Origin of the sequence: Hyunsoonleella flava, from assembly GCF_004310325.1 — a bacterium.
Lineage (GTDB): Bacteria > Bacteroidota > Bacteroidia > Flavobacteriales > Flavobacteriaceae > Jejuia > Jejuia flava.
The window spans coordinates 607,050-626,044 of sequence record NZ_SIRT01000001.1 but is presented as its reverse complement, the minus strand read 5'-3'; the positions used below and the strand labels follow the sequence as shown (position 1 = coordinate 626,044).

Here is an 18,995-nt window from a genome sequence, read left to right as displayed (position 1 = left end):
GTTAATCTTGAAAAGTTCGTTTTAGTGTAAATCTGTTGATTTTGTTGTCTTTATTTTTGAATGCTATCTCCAATGTATCTGAAGATTTAAAAGGTGATTCCTTTGCAATTAAGTCACATACATTAGCATTTGAAAATTTAATATTGTTTATACTGACAATTTCATCCCCATAGCTTATTTTACCCTTCAATTGCCTGTCCCAGACCACACCAACTATTAGTTTATTGTTTTGAACTATAGGCGTGAAACCCAATTGCTTTTCCATTAGATTTGCCCTTTCGTTAAAGCTATTAAAATAAAAATGACGCTTTCTAAAATCTAAAGTTACCACACCGTATTTAAAAATATCAGAACCAATTCTTGAATTCTTATCATCTGTTGTTTCGGTCATTACATTGGTAAAGACATGGTTGTTAATTGAAATTTCAGGAATCGTCAATCTATATGTCGTGTTGGCCTCTGATGCTCCAAAAAGCCCAATGCCAGCAGAACCTTCACTACTTAAAACATGTGTGGCTACTTTTTGTTCCTTAAAAAGGCTTAAATGTTGTTTGCTCATATCGTAAAACCCACTTGCTCCAGTATCAAATAATAGCTTTTCTGAAACGTTGTTTTTACCCTTTAGCTGTATTTGAATATATGGACTACCTTGACCATTATTAATAAATAGTTTTGTAGGCGTCTCACTTTTTAAATCTAAATTATCAATAGAATTTGTAAGTATGAGCTCCTGCGTTTTTGAATTTATTTGAACGATAGATTTCTGCAGCAGATTGCTTCCGATTATGCCATCAATCTCAAAACAGTCAAAAAGGATGTTATTATCGCCATCGAACACCAAAGCACTTGTATTTGTAAACTCTAAATCTCCAATCGTAATTGATTGAAGCGTGGTTAAATCCATACGCTGCTTTCTATCATTAGAGTCTGATACCGTTAGATTTTTTTTTGAAGAATGTTTTACAACGTTTAATAGGTTTGATGAAATAACGTTCGGGGCTCCTGTGTCAAATAAAAAATAATAAGTACTGTCCTGAATACTTACAGGGATTATTATTTTACCTCTTACATCCTTATATTTTATTGCGGTAAAATAATTTTTGCTGCTGGTTTTACCTGTTTTGAATTTTGTTTTTTGGGCATAAGTAAAAGCAATGCACAGTAAGCATAAACTTAAATTTATAAGCGTTTTTTTCATGATTAGAATTTCATGGTAGTCCTCACATTAAAAACCCGAGGCGTTAAAAAGTTTGGTATAGCAAATTGTCGTTTGCTATACACATCCCTTACCCAAGTATTTGTTATTGAGTTTTGTACATCAAAAATATTGAATATTTCAACACCAAATGAAAGTTGTTTAAACGGTTTTTTCCATCCGCTTTGGAATTGCTTATTTTCATCAACCAATACAAATTGAAAACCAACGTCGGCTCTTTTGTAATCTGGCAACCTAAGTTGAAAATCATAAGGATCTGCGTAACTTGGAGAACCTCCAGGCAATCCAGTATTGTATACCAAATTGAGATAAACTCTCATATTCGGTATGTTGGGGACATAATCTTGAAATAATGCTGCAAATTTTAGGCGTTGGTCTGTTGGCCTTGAAATATAACCACGGTTATTAATGTTCTCTTCTGTTTTTAAATACCCAAAACTAAACCAAGATTCAGTTCCGGGAACAAACTCCCCATTTAGGCGCATGTCTAATCCATAAGCATAAGCTTTTGCATTGTTTCTGGCACGATAACGAATACGAACGTTTTCTAATGTATATGGGTTTACATCCGTTAGGTTTTTATAGAACACTTCTGAAGTCAGTTTAAAAGGACGATCCCACATTTTGAAGCTATAATCGTTACCTAAAACCAAATGCAATGATTTTTGGGCCTTTACATTGGGTTGAACGGTTCCTGTTGAATCCCTGAGCTCGCGATAGAAGGGAGGCTGATAATATAATCCTGCTGCTGCCCTAAACAGCATATCCTTCTTCCAGCTTGGCTTTATCGCAAATTGTGCACGTGGACTAACAACCGTTTGGTTTGATGATACAATACCATCTCCAGATACACTCCAGTTGTGCACACGAACACCCGCATTGTACCATACATCACTTTCGCCTAATGTAGCCCGTTTACTCCATTGCCCGTATGCCTGAATCCTGTTAATTTTGGTGTTGTTCCTAGCTCTAACATTGGTAAAAGGTGTTATTGGACCTTCATAGGGCGTGTAAGGTTGTTCGTTAATGGGGATGGTTCTTGGAGGTCTTACAGAAAAACCTGCTGAATCAATAACTTCCCACTCAACTAAACGGTCTCTAATATCTTCGTTCGTATATTTTATCGACCATTCAAATCTGTTATCATCAACTTTTAGGTCTCCTTTTGCTTGCACAGTTGAAATCAACGCATCCAAATCATTTCTTCCGTGGTTTAGTTGACTTCCAATGCCTTCGCTAAATTCAACCTCTCCTAAATTTTCATCGCCAATATTACTATTTACCTCTCCTAAGTTATATTGAGCCAAGATATCAAAATACTCTTCTTCCGTGGTGTGATATGTTGAAGCCGTCAAGCTAAGCGTTAAATCGTCATTAGCAAAATATGTGCCTTGAAACGCGCCAAAATACGTTTGATATTCTGTTTTTTCCTGACCTTCATAAAATACTATTAAAGCTACAGGGTCTGCCAACGTACCAAAATTAGTTTGTCGCGTTAAGGGCTCATAATCATATTTGTTTAACGATGCGTTACCTAAAAAGCTTAAATGGAATTTATTGGTGAATTTGTAATTGAAATATCCTTGTAAATCAGCGAAAACAGGACGGAAGTTGGTTTGTGTTTGTTTTGCATTGACAAACAGGTTGTTGTTGCGATACCTCGCGCCAACGATACTGGTGAATTTTGAGTCCTTACTTATATTTTCAACAGAAACGGCTGCCCCAAGTAAACTTAAATCGGCATTTACTTCAAATTGATAAGGCGTTTTATAGGTAATATCTAAAACAGAAGATAGTTTATCTCCATATTTAGCCTGAAAGCCACCTGCCGAAAAATCCACATTTTGCACTAAATCAGGATTTACAAAACTTAAACCTTCTTGTTGCCCAGAGCGTACTAAAAAAGGACGATATACTTCTATGCCATTGATGTAAACTAAGTTTTCATCATAATTCCCGCCTCTTACCGAATATTGTGTGCTTAATTCATTATTGTTATTAACTCCTGGAAGTGATAATAATAAGTTTTCAACACCTGCATTTGCCCCAGGGATTTTTTTAACGGTTTCTCTATCTAAAGTTATAATGCCTTCAACTTCCTTTCTACGTGTTCCAGATATCACAACCTCGTTTATTTGTTCGACTGAAGTGCTCATTACTGGATAAAACTCTTTAATTACGCCATTTTTTAAATTAAAGGTAACGACCACTTTTTTGTGTGAAATGTGCGTAAACTCGATATTAACATCTTGATTCGCAGGAATATCCAAAGTATAAAAACCGTTTTCGTTGGTTTGGGTGCCTATAATACCAGTTTTAACGGACACATTTTGAATGGGTTTGCTGTTTTCATCAAGAATAACACCTTTTATTGTGGCTTCCTGACTAAAACCTATTAGAATCGTAAATAAGAAAAGAGTTGTGGTTAGTATGTAACGCGTTTTCAAAAGCAGTTAAGTTTATTTCCTGTAAAATGTAGTTTCAAAAGTAGAATTATTTCCAACATTATCTGTAACAATTACTTTTAAATTGTTTTTGGTATCCCCAATCACGCCATCGTTAAAATCGTGTGTTAGTGTTTTTGTTTTATAGTCATATTCCATTAAAATCCAATTTCCATTCACTGTGGCCCTATAACTTGATATTCCTGAAACTTTGTCATCAATTTTAACTTTAAGGAAGCGGTATTTGCTTAACCACTGACCCTTTTTAAAGTTAATTGGCGTTATGGTTGGTACTTCGTCATCATAAGCTAAAGCATATGTCCCCAGTCTTTTGGTGTAAGACGATAAGGTGTCTCCCTCACGTTTTGTAAACGAATAATACGGTGTTTTCTTATAACCAGATAATCGAGCTATAAAAAGTTTATTCTTGTCTTCTGCACTATACTTGCTAATGTTGTACGATATTTTCAAGTTTTTCTTTAAGGGAACAATATCCTTGTGAAGCGTTAAGGTATCGGCGTTAACGTTAAAATCCATATAAAAATCTTCATAAAACGTATCAGGGAATATATCCACACTTATGTTTTTCTCCTTTAACGTCGTACTTTTTTCCGCATAAATGTAATATGGCGTTTTGATTTCAGGTTGAGATTTGATGCTTTTACTTTTTTGGCCTTTGATAGAAATCGTAACCCAAGATGTGTTGTTTTTAAAATCACTAACCTTTATTTTATATACTGAATATGTACTGTCTTCAATGGACAGGATACCTTCTTTATAAAGGTCTTTATAAATGCTTAACGGATTGTTTATTCTAAACAATTTTTGAAGTCGTTGTTTTCTGGTTTTGAATTGTTTATAGTCTATTAATTGTTTAATATGTTTAGTTTCATCAAAAGAGAATCTTTTAAAATCCAGCTCAAAGTTTTTACTACCATTTACAAAGGTTTGAATATTGTATACGCCATTTTTATTTGGTGCTAAATCCTGTCTGTCCCAAGTAGTAATTCCGAACCCTATTTTACCAAAAGCGTTGATGTTTTCAACGGTGTAATCTCCATTTTTTAACGGGATTAATCGCAAGCTCTGTTTTGTGTTGGAATTATTTACATGGGAGCTTTCATCCAGTGGATACGCATAAATGGAAGTTACCGTGGGAAGTTTACTGTCCTTAATTTCTATCCCAAAAAGCATAGGGTTTATAGGGCGTTCAGCATTATCACGAATTTCAAAATGTAAATGTGGGCCGCCAGAACCTCCGGAGTTACCACTGTAAGCGACTAAATTGCCCTTGGTTACTAATAACTCATCGACTTTTGGGAACAGTTCAATCTCATAAGACTCTTTATAGTACTGCTTTTTTTTAATATAATCTTCAATTTCTGGAGAAAAGCTTTTTAAGTGTGCGTAAACCGTTGTGTATCCATTTTTATGGGTAATGTATAATGCTTTTCCATAGCCGTAATGCGCTATTTTTATTCTGCTAACATAGCCATCTGCCGAAGCCTTTACCTTTAGCCCTGTGCGCTGTTGAGTTTTTATATCCATACCAGAATGGAAATGGTTTGAGCGTAGTTCTGCAAAGGTACCTGAAAGTACAAGGGGTATATCTAAAGGACTAGCAAAGTAATCTTGTGGGTATATGTTTTGTGCACCAATGGGCGCGCAGAGTAGGATGAAGAGGGCAAGAAGTATTCGCATAACGATGTATTGGGCTAAAATATTAATTTGAGTATGAATTAGCAAAGTAGAAAACAAAAATCACGCCAATGGGTTTTTATGGTTGAATTATTACGTATTGTTTGTCGCCTATACGTTGCAGGAGTGATTTGGTATTGATGCAAGACACAGCCTTGGCAGATAGACCCGCGTTAGGGATTGCAGCGGCATCCTTTTTGCGAACCTTGAATAATGCATTTTTAAATGGAAACGATTTGCTTTAAAAATTAATGTGATCTTGAAATGAGTTTGGGATGCTTCGCGAAAAGATATAGCGGAAAGCCCGACCCCCTTTGGGGTAACGCCCAAAACGCAATGGAGGTTTTAAAAAATTAACTAAAAACTATTGCTATTTAGGCCAAGGTATGTTAACTTTGTTTACTAAGTATTGTTTTTTGTAAATGAGTAAGATTGAAGATATTGTCGATTCTTTAGAACACAAAATTAGCAAAGTACTACTGAGAGTAGACCATTTAAAGCAAGCTAATTTAGAATTATCGAAAGATTTAGCTTCGGCGCGACAAGAAATTCAAACCCAAAAACAATTGAATATTGATTGGGAGGAAAAATATGAAGCTCTAAAAATTGCAAATTCAATGCTTGGTAGTGACGATAATAAAAGAGAAACTAAGCTTAAAATAAATGCATTAATTAGAGATATTGACCATTGTATAGCGCAATTATCGGATTAATGTAACATAAGAATCAATGTCAGAAAAGCTTAAAATAAAGCTATCTATAGCTAACAGAGTATATCCTTTAACCATTGATACATCTCAGGAAGAAGGTTTGCGAAAGGCGGCTAAGAACATTGAAACTATGATTAAACAATTTGAGCAAAGTTATTCCGTTAGAGATAAACAAGATGTATTGGCCATGTGCGCTTTACAGTTTGCATCTCAAGTGGAGCAGAAAACTATAGATAAAGAAGTGCGAAATGAGGTTGTTGAAGAAAAGCTTGAAGCTATCAGCAACATGTTAGAAGCTCATTTAAGTGCTTAACGTTCTTTAAAATAAAGTAGAAAGTTACTACCTACATCGGTTATTTTTTTTGATAAACTCAACGTTAATTCTTTAAAAAGGGTGAGTTGAAGTTGTAAAAGCATGCTGCTAGTGCTGGTTAATTCTAGTATCTCGGGCAGACCCTTGATCAGCTTGTTAGCCCTAAACTTGTTTTTAAGGAGTTTATACAAAACACTATACTGATGTAGGTTTTTTTATATATATAAATCAACTAAATTAAAAATGGACAACCCAATTATATTAATTGTAGTAGGCGTAATTGTAGGGCTAATAATAGGATTTATTATAGCCAAAACAATGGAAAAGAATAATGCATCAAAGCTTATAAAAAGTGCAAAAAAGAATGCAGCATCAATATTAAAAGAAGCTAAGAGTGAAGGCGAAACGATAAAGAAAGATAAAATACTTCAGGCTAAAGAGAAATTTATTGAACTTAAAGCTGAGCATGAAAAGGTAATTTTATCTCGCGATAAAAAAATGGCAGAGGCCGAAAAGCGCACTAGAGATAAGGAATCTCAAATATCTAATGAACTCTCTAGAAATAAAAAGCTAAATGCCGAGGTTGAAAATAAAATTAAGGATTACAACCATAGGCTGAATGTACTTGACAAAAAGCAATCGGAAATTGACAGACTTCATAAAAGTCAAGTACAACAGTTAGAAGTCATTTCAAGCTTATCAGCCGAAGAGGCCAAGGAGCAGCTTGTAGAGTCCCTTAAAGGAGAAGCTAAGAATGATGCTATGGCTTACATACAGGGCGCGCTTGAAGAAGCAAAATTAACAGCGGAACAAGAGGCTAAAAAAGTTATTATTAATACCATTCAACGCGTTGGAACCGAGGAAGCGGTTGACAATTGTGTCTCTGTTTTCAATATTGAATCAGATGATGTAAAGGGTAGAATTATTGGGCGTGAAGGAAGAAACATTAGGGCGATAGAGGCTGCAACTGGTGTTGAAATTATTGTTGATGACACACCTGAGGCCATTATATTATCTTGTTTTGATTCTGTCCGTCGTGAGATTGCAAGGTTATCACTTCATAAATTGGTAACAGACGGTAGAATTCATCCAGCTAGAATAGAGGAAATTGTTAAGAAGACCAAAAAACAAATTGAACAAGAAATTATTGAGGTTGGTAAGCGTACTGTGATAGATTTAGGCATCCATAATTTACATCCAGAATTGATTAAGACAGTTGGAAGAATGAAATACCGTTCCTCTTACGGACAAAACTTATTGCAGCATTCCAGAGAAGTGGCAAAACTTTGTGGCGTGATGGCTGCAGAATTAGGTTTGAATCCTAAGCTTGCGAAAAGAGCTGGATTATTACACGATATTGGTAAGGTACCAGATGCTGAGACTGATATGGAAACACCTCATGCAATTTTAGGTATGCAATGGGCTGAGAAATATGGAGAAAAAGATGATGTTTGTAATGCTGTTGGAGCACACCATGATGAAATAGAAATGAAATCGTTATTAGCGCCTATAGTTCAGGTGTGTGATGCTATTTCAGGTGCACGTCCAGGTGCACGTCGTCAAGTACTGGATAGTTATATTCAGCGTTTAAAGGATCTAGAAGATATTGCTTTTGGGTTCAACGGCGTTAAAAAAGCCTATGCCATTCAAGCAGGTAGAGAACTACGTGTTATTGTTGAAAGCGAAAAAGTGAATGATGAAAAAGCTGCGGAGTTATCTTTTAATATTTCACAGAAAATCCAAACGGATATGACCTATCCAGGGCAGGTAAAGATTACGGTGATTAGAGAAACTAGAGCAGTTAATATTGCAAAATAAGCGATATTAGTTAGTTATCAGGTACTATCAAATAAATCCAGCATTAAGCTGGATTTTTTAATTTGACTAATGACTAGCGACTATTTCCTAGGATGATACTTCTCTACAACCTTGGTAAGATGACTTTTATCCAAGTGGACATATATTTCTGTAGTGGTAATGCTTTCATGTCCTAGCATTAATTGAATAGCTCTTAAATCTGCATCGTTTTGTAGCAAGTGTGTCGCAAAAGAATGACGAAAGGTATGAGGGGACACATTTTTTTTAAGTCCAATTTTTTCAACCAATTGCTTAATGATAGTAAATATCATTGCACGTGTTAATTGTTTGCCTCTTCGGTTCAAAAATAAAGTATCCTCAAATCCAGCTTGAATACTTTGATGATTTCTAATTTCGTTTCTATAAATGTTGATATATTTTATTGTAGACGCTACAATAGGAACAAAGCGCTGTTTATCGCCTTTCCCTGTTACTTTTATAAAACCTTCGTCAAAGAATAAATCGGATAATTTTAAATTGATGAGCTCACTTACTCTTAAGCCGCAACCATAGAGTGTTTCTAACATGGCTCTGTTTCGTTCGCCTTCAGGTTTGCTTAAATCTATGGCTTGAATAATTTGGTCTATTTCCTCTTCCGAGAGCGTATCCGGAAGTTTTCGCCCAATTTTAGGGGATTCTATCAGCTCCAAAGGGTTATCACTTCTGTAATCCTCAAATACTAGATAATTGAAGAAGCTACGAAGGCCAGAGATTAACCGCGATTGCGATCGGGCATTTAATGATTTGGCAGCTTCATATATGAAATGTTGAATTGTTTCAGAGGAAATTGAAATGGGAGAGTTAGATATGTTATTTTCTTCCAAATAAGACATCAACCTTTGAATGTCACGACAATAACTTTCAATTGAGTTATCTGATAGACCGCGTTCTATCTTTAAATAAAGCTGAAAATCCTTTAAAGCGTTTTGCCATTTCATTAGTGTAAAAGTAAAGAAAAATCTACCTAATATAAGCCAAGTTTATTGGCTGTATCAACATATTCAAAATAATAATTGTTAATAACTTAATTTTTAAAGTGCTGAAATACAGATTTTTAAATTAAAATGTTAATATCCGTGTTAATAAAGTAGTAAAAATATGTTTTTCGCAATAAAATTTTATTTAATTTTAATAATATCAAACTATAAACTTTAAAAATTATGAAAAAATTATTTTTTCTTTCGATTATTGCGATTTTCGCATTTCAAGGAGTTAATGCTCAGGGACAGTTTAGAGCAGGAGTTAACGCTGGTTTACCTGTTGGAGACTTTGGGGATCTTTCCACCTTTGCTATTGCGGTAGACTTGGGTTATCTATTTGATTTATCTGATGATCTTGATGCAGGAATAGAAACTGGCTACACCAACTTTTTTGGAAAAGACGGCTTCGATGGATTTAGCTTTATTCCCATTAATGGATTAATAAACTATGACTTATCTGAAGAAATTGAGATTGAAGGGGGAGCTGGGTATGCTATTTCTTTAGAGTCCGGTGGCGGAGGAGATTTCTATTGGAAAATAGGAGGGGCCTATGCTATTGACGAAGATAGTGATATTGGGCTATCTTACCGTTCTGTATCAGGAGGAAACGGCTTTTCTATTGATGCCATATATTTGGGATACCGAAGAAGGTTTTAGTATTTTTTTTAAAAAAATATTTAAAGGAGGTCAATTGACCTCCTTTATTTTTGTAATATATTGACACTAATATAGTTAAGAAAAAAAGTACAAAAAATTTCTTTTCTTGACATTATTCTTTTTACATTAGTAGTTTATCAAACTATAAACTTTATTAAAACATGAAAAAATTATTTTTAGTAGTTCCACTCGTTTTATTTGGAATGTTTAATTCTTTTGCTCAAGAGCAAGTTATAAAAGCAAACCCAATCGGTTTGGCATTTGGTATTGCCAACGCTGGTTATGAGTTTACTGTAAAGGATGGTCAAACGGTCACTATCTCTGGTCTATACTACAACATCTCAGATGTCTCTGGTTTTGGAGCAGGTGGAGAATATAGATTTTATTTTGATGGTGAAGCTATAAGAGGTTGGCATGCTGGACCTTCAGTAGGTTATTTTTCGCTTAGCGATGATTTTGATAATTCTGCTGGTTTCTTTTCAATTGGAGGTGAAGTAGGTCATCAATGGGTGTTTGGAGAGCATTTTGCATTAGACGTATTTGCAGGTCTTGGTTATATAGCTGGAAATTCTGATGATTTAGCAGTTTCATTGAGTTCTGCCGCTGTATCTTTAGGTGTTTCTATAGGATATGCTTGGTAAAACATAAAAATTTAATATTTGAAAAAACCGAAGTAACATACTTCGGTTTTTTTATGCAATAACTTTTGTATTTTTAGCTCATGAAGAAACTTATCATCATCAACGGACCAAATCTTAACCTTTTAGGAAAGCGAGAACCTAATATATACGGTAGTTTAACTTTTACTGAATTTTTAGATGAAGTAAAACAAAAGTACCCTGATGTAGATTTGGATTACTTTCAATCAAATATAGAAGGTGAGTTGATAGATAAACTACATGATGTTGGGTTTAGTTACGATGGCATTATTTTGAATGCAGCGGCTTACACGCATACATCAGTAGGTATAGGTGACGCTATCAAGGGTATAGAAACACCTGTAGTGGAAGTTCATATTTCTAACACTTTTGGGCGTGAGGAATTTAGGCATCAATCTTATGTTTCACCAAATGCTAAGGGTGTCATACTTGGTTTTGGGCTACAAAGCTACGAACTTGCCATACAAAGTTTTCTAAGTTGATAGCTACTTATATATCATTATGAAGAACGTTATTCATCTTTTACTTTTATTATTAGTAGTATCTGTGTCTAATACAGAGGCACAATCAGAAAATGCTTTTGGAATCAAAGGAGGAGCCAACTTCACTTTTTTTAAGGTTGCAGAAGATTCATTTGGCACCAACCCTGAAACTGCTACTGGTTTTTACCTTGGAGGCTTTGCAGATTTTGAAGTAGATCAAAGTTTTTCGATTCAGCCAGAGGTACTTTATATAGTGCTCAATGATTTCAATTTTATAAATGCACCTATTTACATGAAATATGAAGTAGGACATAATTTTCACTTTTTAGTAGGCCCAAGTTTAAATTATTTTTTTGATTTTTTTACTAATAAATTTAAAGTTAGGGGAGATATTGCAACTTCATATCAATTAAGTAATAGCTTAGATATTCATATCAAATATACTTTGGGGTTTCAAGAGATTACACCAAATGGTCTATTCTTTGGATTGGGAATGAAATTGTAGAAATGCCTCGAACATAGATAAAAAAAGTTCCCTAATTAGGGAACTTTTTTATTTAAAATCTAATATTTCTATTAATTTGAAATTTTGCCTAAATATGGATTACCTCGTCATAAGCTGCGGCAACAGCTTCCATAACAGCCTCACTCATTGTTGGGTGCGGGTGCACCGCTTTTAACACTTCATGACCTGTAGTTTCCAATTTTCTACCTAAAACAGCTTCCGCAATCATATCCGTAACACCAGCACCAATCATGTGGCATCCTAACCATTCACCGTATTTGGCATCAAAAATAACCTTTACAAAGCCTTCTTTGTTTCCACCGGCACTTGCTTTTCCAGAAGCAGAGAAAGGGAATTTTCCAACTTTGATATCAAAGCCTTTTTCTTTAGCTTGTTTTTCAGTTAAACCAACACTAGCAATTTCAGGAGTGCAATAGGTACAACCTGGTATATTGCCATAGTCAATTGGCTCAACATGCATGTCGGCAATTTTTTCAACACACAAAATACCTTCTGCAGAAGCAACATGTGCCAATGCCTGACCTGGAGTAACATCCCCAATAGCATAATATCCTGGAATATTGGTTTGATAGAAATCGTTTACTAAAATTTTATCTCTATCTACAACGATGCCTACATCTTCTAAACCAATATTTTCAATATTAGTCTTTATACCTACAGCTGATAAAATAATGTCAGCTTCTAAAACCTCTTCACCTTTTTTAGTTTTTACAGTTGCTTTTACGCCTTTTCCAGCCGTATCAACTGAAGTCACTTCAGCAGAGGTCATTATATTTATACCATTCTTTTTGAAAGAACGTTCTAATTGTTTAGAAACATCTTCATCTTCAACAGGAACAATATTTGGTAAATATTCAACAATAGTAACCTCGGTTCCCATAGAGTTATAGAAATATGCAAACTCAACGCCAATGGCACCAGAACCAACAACAATCATTTTCTTAGGCTGTTTTTTCAAAACCATGGCCTGACGATATCCAATCACCTTTTCGCCATCTTGTGGCAAACTTGGTAATTCTCTAGAGCGCGCACCAGTTGCAATAATAATATGGTCTGCAGAATATTCCGTGCCGTCAACATCAACCTTTTTACCAGGCTTTATTTTACCGTAACCTTCTATAACGTCAATTTTGTTCTTCTTCATTAAAAACTGAACACCCTTACTCATGCCATCAGCAACTCCGCGGCTGCGTTTTACAACAGCATCAAAATCATGTTCAGCATCTTTAACTTTTAAACCATAGTCTTCCGCATGTTTCAGATATTCAAATACTTGAGCAGATTTTAATAATGCTTTAGTTGGGATACATCCCCAATTTAAACAAACACCTCCAAGGTTTTCCTTTTCAACAATAGCAGTTTTAAAACCTAATTGTGATGCTCTAATGGCTGTTACATAACCACCAGGACCGCTTCCAAGAACTATAATATCGTATTTACTCATCTGTTAAAATTTAAGCTGCAAATTTACAAAATGAAGTTTGAATAACGAATTTAGAACCCTATTAATTTGCATCTAATTACTACCTTTGCGAAGCAATTTTTAAGAAATGAACATACCTAGAACAAGTTTTCCGCGTATTGTAATTATTGGTGGTGGTTTTGCTGGCGTAGCTTTAGCTAAAAAACTCTCTAAACAGGAAGTTCAGGTAGTGCTTATGGATAAGCATAATTATCACACATTTCAGCCATTATTGTATCAGGTATCCACAGGTGGATTAGAGCCAGATTCCATAGCATATCCAATTCGCAAAATATTAAAGGATTTTCCCAATTTCTATTTTAGGCTCGCTTCTGTAGAGGAAATTGATACGAAGAAAAATAAAGTCAGAACTAACATAGGAGACTTAAAGTTTGACTACTTGGTGGTAGCCTCAGGTTCAAAAACAAACTTTTTTGGTAATACTGAGATTGAAAAACACAGTATGGCTATGAAAACCATACCACAATCTTTAAACCTGAGAAGTTTAATTTTGGAAAATTTCGAGGATGCGCTGCTAACCTCAGATTTGAACGAGCGCAATGCATTAATGAATTTTGTTATAGTAGGAGGTGGGCCAACTGGTGTGGAGCTCGCTGGCGCTTTAGCAGAAATAAAAAAAGGAATACTCCCAAAGGATTATCCAGATTTGGATACACGCTCGGCACAAATACATATCGTACAATCGGGGGATTGCATACTCAAAGGTATGAGTGCTAAAGCTTCGCAAAAAGCTGAGGATTTTCTAGAAAAACTTGGTGTACACGTATGGAAAAACGTACGTGTTACCAATTATGATGGTAAAATGGTCACAACCGATTCTGATTTAACTTTTGAAACGTCCACTGTAGTATGGGCTGCTGGTGTTAAAGGGGCCACAATTAAAGGATTGGATGCTGAAGATTTTATTACACGCGGTAATCGTATTATGGTTAATGAATTCAATCAAGTAAAAGGGTTTGAACACATTTTTGCCATTGGAGATATTGCATGTATGGCTACTGATGAGCATCCATACGGATTTCCAATGATGGCGCAACCTGCCATCCAGCAAGGAGATCAACTAGGCGATAATTTACTTAAAATTATTGAAGAAAAACCTTTGAAACCTTTTGTTTATAAAGATAAAGGCGCTATGGCAACCATCGGTAGAAACAAAGCCGTTGTAGACTTGAAGAATTGGAAGTTCCAAGGTGTTTTTGCTTGGTATGTCTGGATGTTTGTCCATCTTTTTTTCTTAATTGGTTTTCGAAACCGCATGGTAGTATTTGTAAATTGGGTATACAATTATGTGAGATTTGATAGAGAAGCACGCCTAATTATTCGTCCGTTTAAAAGAAATTGATTCCCTTATTTCTGCGCTCTTAACATAGTATAAGATTTGTTGTCAGTTTTTTAGCTACATTGAAAAACTATTAACAATCAAATTTTATTTTAAATGAAAAATCTAACCATTATCACTATGATACTGCTTACTGGTATCATCTATTCTCAAACCAAAAAAAACGGAACTATCTACCTCGAGCATCCAGCTATTGAAGTTGCAGAACAGGCGCAGCAAGCTTTTATAAAGGGTGACACCACAAAACTAAAGAGTCTCTTAGCAGATGATTTTAAATCTTTTAATGGCATGAATACGAATCCACAAAATAAAGGTGTTGATAAGGCTACCCTTTTACGTCAATCTATTTTCTGGGTAAACAATGCGTCTTATCTAAATATAGAAAGATATCCTGGGGCTTATCCAGATGCACTGGAGTATAAGAAAGACAACAAAGAAGGTGATGTATGGGTGCAAACCTGGGATATGCTTAAAGGAGTACATAACGAAACAGGTGTAAAACTAAACATGCCACTTCACAGGCTTTTCGTTATTAATAAAGACAATAAAATTAAAACGATGATAACCTATGATGATGGAACAGTGTTTCAAACTCTAAGAGAGGGGTTTTCTGAGAGAACCAACGGTACTATCTACAATCAGCATGATTACATCAATAAAGTAAGAAGAATGATGGCTGCATTTGAAAATATGGATTTGGAGAAGGCATATAGCTATTTTGATGAAAAAGCGCAGTTTAGTAATTTAGAAATGCCCATAGATGAGCGTATGAACTTAGATGAAATAAAAGAGATGCATAAAGATTTTTATGAAAATTTTGAAATTGTAAGTATTGATGTTGTGGGTTATCCAGATGCTTTAGATTATGAAATAGGAGGTGGGGGAACCACCGTTCAATCTTGGTGGAACTTTCGAGTTATTAGAAAATCTGACAAGAAGAGGCTAACAATGCCTGCTATGTATACACATGATTTTAACGATGATGGCAAAATCGCTAGATCAATAGGTTATTTTAGCTCCAAAACTTTAGAAGCAAAATAAATAATGTAGCAATACTAAAAAACTTCTCAAAAAAATTGAGAAGTTTTTTATACATCATCAGTAAAATGTGTTCTACTTTTTTCTTTACTAAACTTATCCTTATTGTATTTTGAAGAATCTCCTTTCGGAATTGAGAGGGAAATCCAGTTCTTACCTTTTAGCAACTTACCCAAAAACACAATTTGCCCTATATGATAAGCATAATGTGCTAGTTGTCTATTGATGGCTTCAATCACCGTGTGCCCTTGATTTCTTATATAAATAATTTGCTCCAAATCTTTTTCTTCCAGAGGAGTAATAGCATCAAAAAGACATTCCCAACCTTTTTTCCAATCTGCAATTAAATCATCTTTTGAGGTATAGGTGTCTATGAACTCTTGGTCGCGATGGCGCCATTCTTTTTCGCCATCCTCGGTTAAAAAGTTAGTCCACCTACTCAACATGTTACCAGCCATATGTTTTACAATAATTGAAATTGAATTAGAATCCTGAGCGAACTCTTTTTGCAATTCAGCAAAAGTTAAATCCTTAAAAGTTTTATCTCCCAAGGATTTATAATATTCAAATTGCTTTTTAATACTGGTTAGGTAGCTTTCCATATTTTAAAAATACGAATTATTCCTTTGGAATAAATTTTAAGGCAGCACCGTTTATACAATGGCGTTTTCCAGTAGTATCCCTAGGGCCGTCATTAAATACATGTCCTAGATGTCCGCCACAAGTGGCACAATGCTCTTCCGTTCTGGCATATCCTAAATTATAATCGGTTGAAAACTCGACATTACCTTTGATTTCTCTGTCAAAACTAGGCCACCCTGTACCAGAATCAAATTTATGTTGGCTTTTAAAAAGCGGTGTATCACAGCCTTTGCATACATATGTGCCTTCTTTATAGTTTTTATTTAATGGACTAGTAAAGGCACGTTCTGTGCCAGCTTTTCGCAGCACATAATACTCCAGGTCGGTAAGCTGCTTTTTCCATTCGGCATCTGTTTTGGTGACTTTAAAATTCTTTTTTTCGGTTTTACTTTCCGATTTTTTTTGAGCGGTGGAATTGCAACTAAACAATACAGTAAAAGCTACTAGAGCAAGGAAATTCTTCATAATACTAATTTTTAGTAGTCAGTCGTTTGTTTTAAATAAAAATAACATCGCTTTAGAAATTCTTGCATTTATTTTTCTTAACTTAAAAAAGTAAAATGTGACCAATAAAAATAAAAAGTGTCTCATTAATATACATTGATTTTGTATTTTTAACTCTAAATTTAACGTTAATATGAAACGAAATAAAGTTATACTTGGTTTTGCACTGGCATTACTTTTAGTTGCATGTGCTACCAATCCATTTACAGGTAAGAAAACCATAGCTTTGGTGCCAAATTCACAATTATTCCCAACGGCTTTTGCACAATACAATCAGTTTTTAAATGAAAATAACGTAGTGACCGGCACCAAAGATGCCGAAATGATTCAGCGTGTTGGGCAGCGTATTGCTGTTGCAGCAGAACGTTATTTAAATGCTAATGGTCATCAAGGATATTTAAATGACTATAAATGGGAATACAACCTAGTAAAAGATGAAACCGTAAATGCTTGGTGTATGCCAGGAGGCAAGATTGTGTTTTATACTGGTATTTTACCTATAGCGCAAAATGAAGCTGGTGTTGCGGCAATTATGGGTCATGAGGTGGCACATGCATTAGCTAATCATGGTCAACAACGTATGAGTGCCGGTATTTTGCAACAATTAGGTGCAGTAGCCGGAAACGTTGCAATTAAAGATGATCAAACAAGGGCGATTTTTAATCAAGCATATGGTATTGGATCTCAACTAGGAGTAATGTTACCATTTAGTAGAAGTCATGAAACGGAGTCTGATTTAATCGGTATATATTTAATGGCAATTGCAGGTTATAATCCAGATGAAGCAGCAGGCTTGTGGAAGCGTATGAAAGCTAAAAGTGGAGGACAAGCACCGCCAGAGTTTATGAGTACACATCCATCAAATGATACGAGAATTGCCAACCTTACCAAATGGGCGCCACAAGCCAAGGCTGAAGCAAAAAAGTATGGCGTAACAACCTTTAGAAATTAAAAAACACACATAGAACAAATTATTTGTTTATTTTAGAAGTCACGCAATTAAAGCGTGACTTTTTTTATGAAAGAACCATTACAAAAGGGCAGTAAAAAACTCTTGAATGCTTGGGCTTTTTATGATTGGGCAAATTCTGTGTATACACTTACCATAGCCTCTTCTATTTTTCCACTTTTTTACTCAAATTTATTTGACACCAAAGAACAACTGGTTTCTGCTTTTGGTTTTGAAATGAAACAAACAGTTTTAATTGAAATAGTAACAGGATTTACATTTTTGGTTGTAGCGTTTCTTTCCCCTTTATTATCAGGTATTGCAGATTATGTAGGGAACAAGAAGAATTTCATGAAATTCTTTTGTTATATTGGAGGTGTAGGTTGTATCGGTCTTTATTTTTTCAACCTGGATTATATACACACCAGTATTCTATTTTATTTTATGGGGCTATTAGGTTATTGGGGAAGTCTGGTGTTTTATAATTCTTATCTGCCAGATATAGCATATCCAGAACAACAAGACAGTATTAGCGCCAAAGGCTTTTCTTGGGGGTATATTGGAAGTGTTCTACTACTTATTTTGAATTTATTAATGGTTATGTTTCCAAATTGGTTTGGTTTTGATATTAGTATTTCTGAAGATATCAAACTTAACGGAAGTGAAATTGAAATAGCTGAAGCTTTGGAAAAGGCAAAGAATTCGGCATCTTTTGAAGCCATGAAAATTTCATTTATTACTGTGGGACTATGGTGGGTTTTATTTAGTCAATATACATTTTATCACTTACCTAAAGGAAGTTCAAAAGGTCGTAAAGTCACCAAAGATGTGGTGTTTAATGGTTTTAAGGAATTGAAATCAGTTTGGAGAGAATTGAAAAATAATTTGAGGTTAAAACGCTATCTAAATGCATTTTTTGTTTTTAGTATGGCCGTACAAACGATAATGTTAATGGCAGTGTATTTTGGTGAAAAAGAAATACTTTGGAATGATGAAGAACACAAAACAACAGGACTTATTGGAAGTATTTTGTTAATACAGCTGGTCGCAGTTTTAGGAGCGTTCGTTACTTCTAAGATGTCAAATAAATATGGGAACATCAAAACACTAATCGGCATCAATATCATTTGGATGGGCTTATGTTTCTATGCTTATTTCATGAAGATGCCAATGGAGTTTTATATTGCAGCGACATTGGTTGGATTTGTCATGGGAGGTGTCCAGTCTTTGGCCCGCTCTACCTATTCCAAATTTTTACCAGAAACTGAGGATACTACCTCGTACTTTAGTTTTTACGATGTTGCAGAAAAAATAGGTATTGTAATTGGTATGTCCATATTTGCAGTGGTGGATCAATTATATACTATGCGATCTGCTATTTTGTTTTTATTCGTCTTCTTTTTAATTGGTATTATCTTATTGTTTAGAGTACCCAAAAAAGCATCATAAAAAAAATCCTTCAGGAATAATTCCTAAAGGACTTTTTTAAAATTAAATT

The 18,995-nt window shown here is 34.8% G+C and carries 18 protein-coding genes and 1 other RNA gene; 12 read left to right on the top strand and 7 right to left on the bottom strand.

The genetic code is table 11. The features are described from left to right. Window position 1: 1 nt before the first annotated feature. Genes EYD45_RS02620 through EYD45_RS02610 form a run of 3 tightly spaced genes read right to left on the bottom strand, consistent with a single transcriptional unit; the run spans window position 2 to window position 5,361 of the window. A complete protein-coding gene (locus EYD45_RS02620) occupies window positions 2–1,198 on the bottom strand; it encodes a retropepsin-like aspartic protease (protein WP_130962784.1) in 1,197 nt (398 codons plus the stop codon). 2 nt (window positions 1,199–1,200) lie between these two features. Further along, complete coding sequence (locus EYD45_RS02615; protein WP_130962783.1) at window positions 1,201–3,663, bottom strand: TonB-dependent receptor; 2,463 nt, start codon at window positions 3,661–3,663, stop codon at window positions 1,201–1,203. 12 nt (window positions 3,664–3,675) lie between these two features. Then, on the bottom strand, window positions 3,676–5,361 hold the full coding sequence (locus EYD45_RS02610; protein ID WP_130962782.1) for a M23 family metallopeptidase: 1,686 nt from the start codon (window positions 5,359–5,361) through the stop codon (window positions 3,676–3,678). Window positions 5,362–5,780: 419 nt separating this feature from the next. Between EYD45_RS02610 and EYD45_RS02605 the strand changes: the two genes are divergently transcribed. From EYD45_RS02605 to rny, 4 genes are all read left to right on the top strand, one after another. After that, window positions 5,781–6,071, top strand: coding sequence for a hypothetical protein (locus EYD45_RS02605; RefSeq protein ID WP_130962781.1), 291 nt, complete (start codon window positions 5,781–5,783; stop codon window positions 6,069–6,071). A gap of 16 nt (window positions 6,072–6,087) precedes the next feature. Further along, window positions 6,088–6,381, top strand: coding sequence for a cell division protein ZapA (locus EYD45_RS02600; RefSeq protein WP_130962780.1), 294 nt, complete (start codon window positions 6,088–6,090; stop codon window positions 6,379–6,381). A gap of 56 nt (window positions 6,382–6,437) precedes the next feature. Further along, window positions 6,438–6,566: non-coding RNA, 6S RNA (gene ssrS / locus EYD45_RS02595), on the top strand. A 58-nt stretch (window positions 6,567–6,624) separates the two neighbouring features. After that, window positions 6,625–8,199 (top strand): ribonuclease Y, encoded by a 1,575-nt coding sequence (rny, locus tag EYD45_RS02590; RefSeq protein WP_130962779.1) that lies wholly within the window; start codon window positions 6,625–6,627, stop codon window positions 8,197–8,199. 80 nt (window positions 8,200–8,279) lie between these two features. Here the strand turns inward: rny and xerD are convergent, their stop codons facing one another. Then, window positions 8,280–9,176: a site-specific tyrosine recombinase XerD gene (gene xerD / locus EYD45_RS02585; protein ID WP_130962778.1), complete on the bottom strand. Its 897-nt coding sequence runs from the start codon at window positions 9,174–9,176 to the stop codon at window positions 8,280–8,282. 222 nt (window positions 9,177–9,398) lie between these two features. On the opposite strand from xerD, the gene EYD45_RS02580 reads away from it, so the two are divergent. The 4 genes from EYD45_RS02580 (at window position 9,399) to EYD45_RS02565 (ending at window position 11,521) form a co-directional block, all read left to right on the top strand. Beyond that, window positions 9,399–9,875, top strand: a complete 477-nt coding sequence (locus tag EYD45_RS02580; protein WP_130962777.1) for a hypothetical protein — start codon at window positions 9,399–9,401, stop codon at window positions 9,873–9,875. A gap of 161 nt (window positions 9,876–10,036) precedes the next feature. After that, window positions 10,037–10,516, top strand: coding sequence for a DUF3575 domain-containing protein (locus EYD45_RS02575; protein ID WP_130962776.1), 480 nt, complete (start codon window positions 10,037–10,039; stop codon window positions 10,514–10,516). Between the two features lie 80 nt (window positions 10,517–10,596). After that, on the top strand, window positions 10,597–11,016 hold the full coding sequence (gene aroQ / locus EYD45_RS02570) for a type II 3-dehydroquinate dehydratase (RefSeq protein ID WP_130962775.1): 420 nt from the start codon (window positions 10,597–10,599) through the stop codon (window positions 11,014–11,016). Window positions 11,017–11,035: 19 nt separating this feature from the next. Further along, window positions 11,036–11,521 (top strand): outer membrane beta-barrel protein, encoded by a 486-nt coding sequence (locus tag EYD45_RS02565; protein WP_130962774.1) that lies wholly within the window; start codon window positions 11,036–11,038, stop codon window positions 11,519–11,521. An 88-nt stretch (window positions 11,522–11,609) separates the two neighbouring features. Here the strand turns inward: EYD45_RS02565 and lpdA are convergent, their stop codons facing one another. Beyond that, on the bottom strand, window positions 11,610–12,986 hold the full coding sequence (gene lpdA, locus EYD45_RS02560) for a dihydrolipoyl dehydrogenase (protein ID WP_130962773.1): 1,377 nt from the start codon (window positions 12,984–12,986) through the stop codon (window positions 11,610–11,612). A 106-nt stretch (window positions 12,987–13,092) separates the two neighbouring features. Here lpdA and EYD45_RS02555 point away from each other — a divergent pair, with 106 nt between their 5' ends. Both EYD45_RS02555 and EYD45_RS02550 read left to right on the top strand, forming a co-directional pair. Continuing rightward, window positions 13,093–14,367: an NAD(P)/FAD-dependent oxidoreductase gene (locus tag EYD45_RS02555; protein ID WP_130962772.1), complete on the top strand. Its 1,275-nt coding sequence runs from the start codon at window positions 13,093–13,095 to the stop codon at window positions 14,365–14,367. Between the two features lie 93 nt (window positions 14,368–14,460). Then, window positions 14,461–15,405: a nuclear transport factor 2 family protein gene (locus EYD45_RS02550; protein ID WP_130962771.1), complete on the top strand. Its 945-nt coding sequence runs from the start codon at window positions 14,461–14,463 to the stop codon at window positions 15,403–15,405. A gap of 47 nt (window positions 15,406–15,452) precedes the next feature. On the opposite strand, the gene EYD45_RS02545 is transcribed toward EYD45_RS02550, so the two are convergent. Both EYD45_RS02545 and msrB read right to left on the bottom strand, forming a co-directional pair. Next, on the bottom strand, window positions 15,453–16,004 hold the full coding sequence (locus tag EYD45_RS02545; RefSeq protein WP_130962770.1) for a DUF1572 family protein: 552 nt from the start codon (window positions 16,002–16,004) through the stop codon (window positions 15,453–15,455). 16 nt (window positions 16,005–16,020) lie between these two features. Beyond that, on the bottom strand, window positions 16,021–16,509 hold the full coding sequence (gene msrB / locus EYD45_RS02540) for a peptide-methionine (R)-S-oxide reductase MsrB (RefSeq protein WP_130962769.1): 489 nt from the start codon (window positions 16,507–16,509) through the stop codon (window positions 16,021–16,023). 172 nt (window positions 16,510–16,681) lie between these two features. Here msrB and EYD45_RS02535 point away from each other — a divergent pair, with 172 nt between their 5' ends. Then, on the top strand, window positions 16,682–17,500 hold the full coding sequence (locus EYD45_RS02535) for a M48 family metallopeptidase (RefSeq protein ID WP_130962768.1): 819 nt from the start codon (window positions 16,682–16,684) through the stop codon (window positions 17,498–17,500). Between the two features lie 66 nt (window positions 17,501–17,566). After that, window positions 17,567–18,946 carry an MFS transporter gene (locus EYD45_RS02530; protein ID WP_130962767.1) on the top strand — a complete coding sequence of 460 codons (1,380 nt, stop codon included), beginning with the start codon at window positions 17,567–17,569 and terminating at the stop codon, window positions 18,944–18,946. Window positions 18,947–18,995 lie beyond the last annotated feature (49 nt).

What these genes read in the sequence shown, in the direction of transcription:
- EYD45_RS02620 (WP_130962784.1), bottom strand. Translation starts at nt 1,198, where the DNA reads ATGAAAAAAACGCTTATAAATTTAAGTTTATGCTTACTGTGCATTGCT.
- EYD45_RS02610 (WP_130962782.1), bottom strand. Translation starts at nt 5,361, where the DNA reads ATGCGAATACTTCTTGCCCTCTTCATCCTACTCTGCGCGCCCATTGGT.
- EYD45_RS02605 (WP_130962781.1), top strand. Translation starts at nt 5,781, where the DNA reads ATGAGTAAGATTGAAGATATTGTCGATTCTTTAGAACACAAAATTAGC.
- EYD45_RS02600 (WP_130962780.1), top strand. Translation starts at nt 6,088, where the DNA reads ATGTCAGAAAAGCTTAAAATAAAGCTATCTATAGCTAACAGAGTATAT.
- rny (WP_130962779.1), top strand. Translation starts at nt 6,625, where the DNA reads ATGGACAACCCAATTATATTAATTGTAGTAGGCGTAATTGTAGGGCTA.
- xerD (WP_130962778.1), bottom strand. Translation starts at nt 9,176, where the DNA reads ATGAAATGGCAAAACGCTTTAAAGGATTTTCAGCTTTATTTAAAGATA.
- EYD45_RS02580 (WP_130962777.1), top strand. Translation starts at nt 9,399, where the DNA reads ATGAAAAAATTATTTTTTCTTTCGATTATTGCGATTTTCGCATTTCAA.
- EYD45_RS02575 (WP_130962776.1), top strand. Translation starts at nt 10,037, where the DNA reads ATGAAAAAATTATTTTTAGTAGTTCCACTCGTTTTATTTGGAATGTTT.
- aroQ (WP_130962775.1), top strand. Translation starts at nt 10,597, where the DNA reads ATGAAGAAACTTATCATCATCAACGGACCAAATCTTAACCTTTTAGGA.
- EYD45_RS02565 (WP_130962774.1), top strand. Translation starts at nt 11,036, where the DNA reads ATGAAGAACGTTATTCATCTTTTACTTTTATTATTAGTAGTATCTGTG.
- lpdA (WP_130962773.1), bottom strand. Translation starts at nt 12,986, where the DNA reads ATGAGTAAATACGATATTATAGTTCTTGGAAGCGGTCCTGGTGGTTAT.
- EYD45_RS02555 (WP_130962772.1), top strand. Translation starts at nt 13,093, where the DNA reads ATGAACATACCTAGAACAAGTTTTCCGCGTATTGTAATTATTGGTGGT.
- EYD45_RS02550 (WP_130962771.1), top strand. Translation starts at nt 14,461, where the DNA reads ATGAAAAATCTAACCATTATCACTATGATACTGCTTACTGGTATCATC.
- EYD45_RS02545 (WP_130962770.1), bottom strand. Translation starts at nt 16,004, where the DNA reads ATGGAAAGCTACCTAACCAGTATTAAAAAGCAATTTGAATATTATAAA.
- msrB (WP_130962769.1), bottom strand. Translation starts at nt 16,509, where the DNA reads ATGAAGAATTTCCTTGCTCTAGTAGCTTTTACTGTATTGTTTAGTTGC.
- EYD45_RS02535 (WP_130962768.1), top strand. Translation starts at nt 16,682, where the DNA reads ATGAAACGAAATAAAGTTATACTTGGTTTTGCACTGGCATTACTTTTA.
- EYD45_RS02530 (WP_130962767.1), top strand. Translation starts at nt 17,567, where the DNA reads ATGAAAGAACCATTACAAAAGGGCAGTAAAAAACTCTTGAATGCTTGG.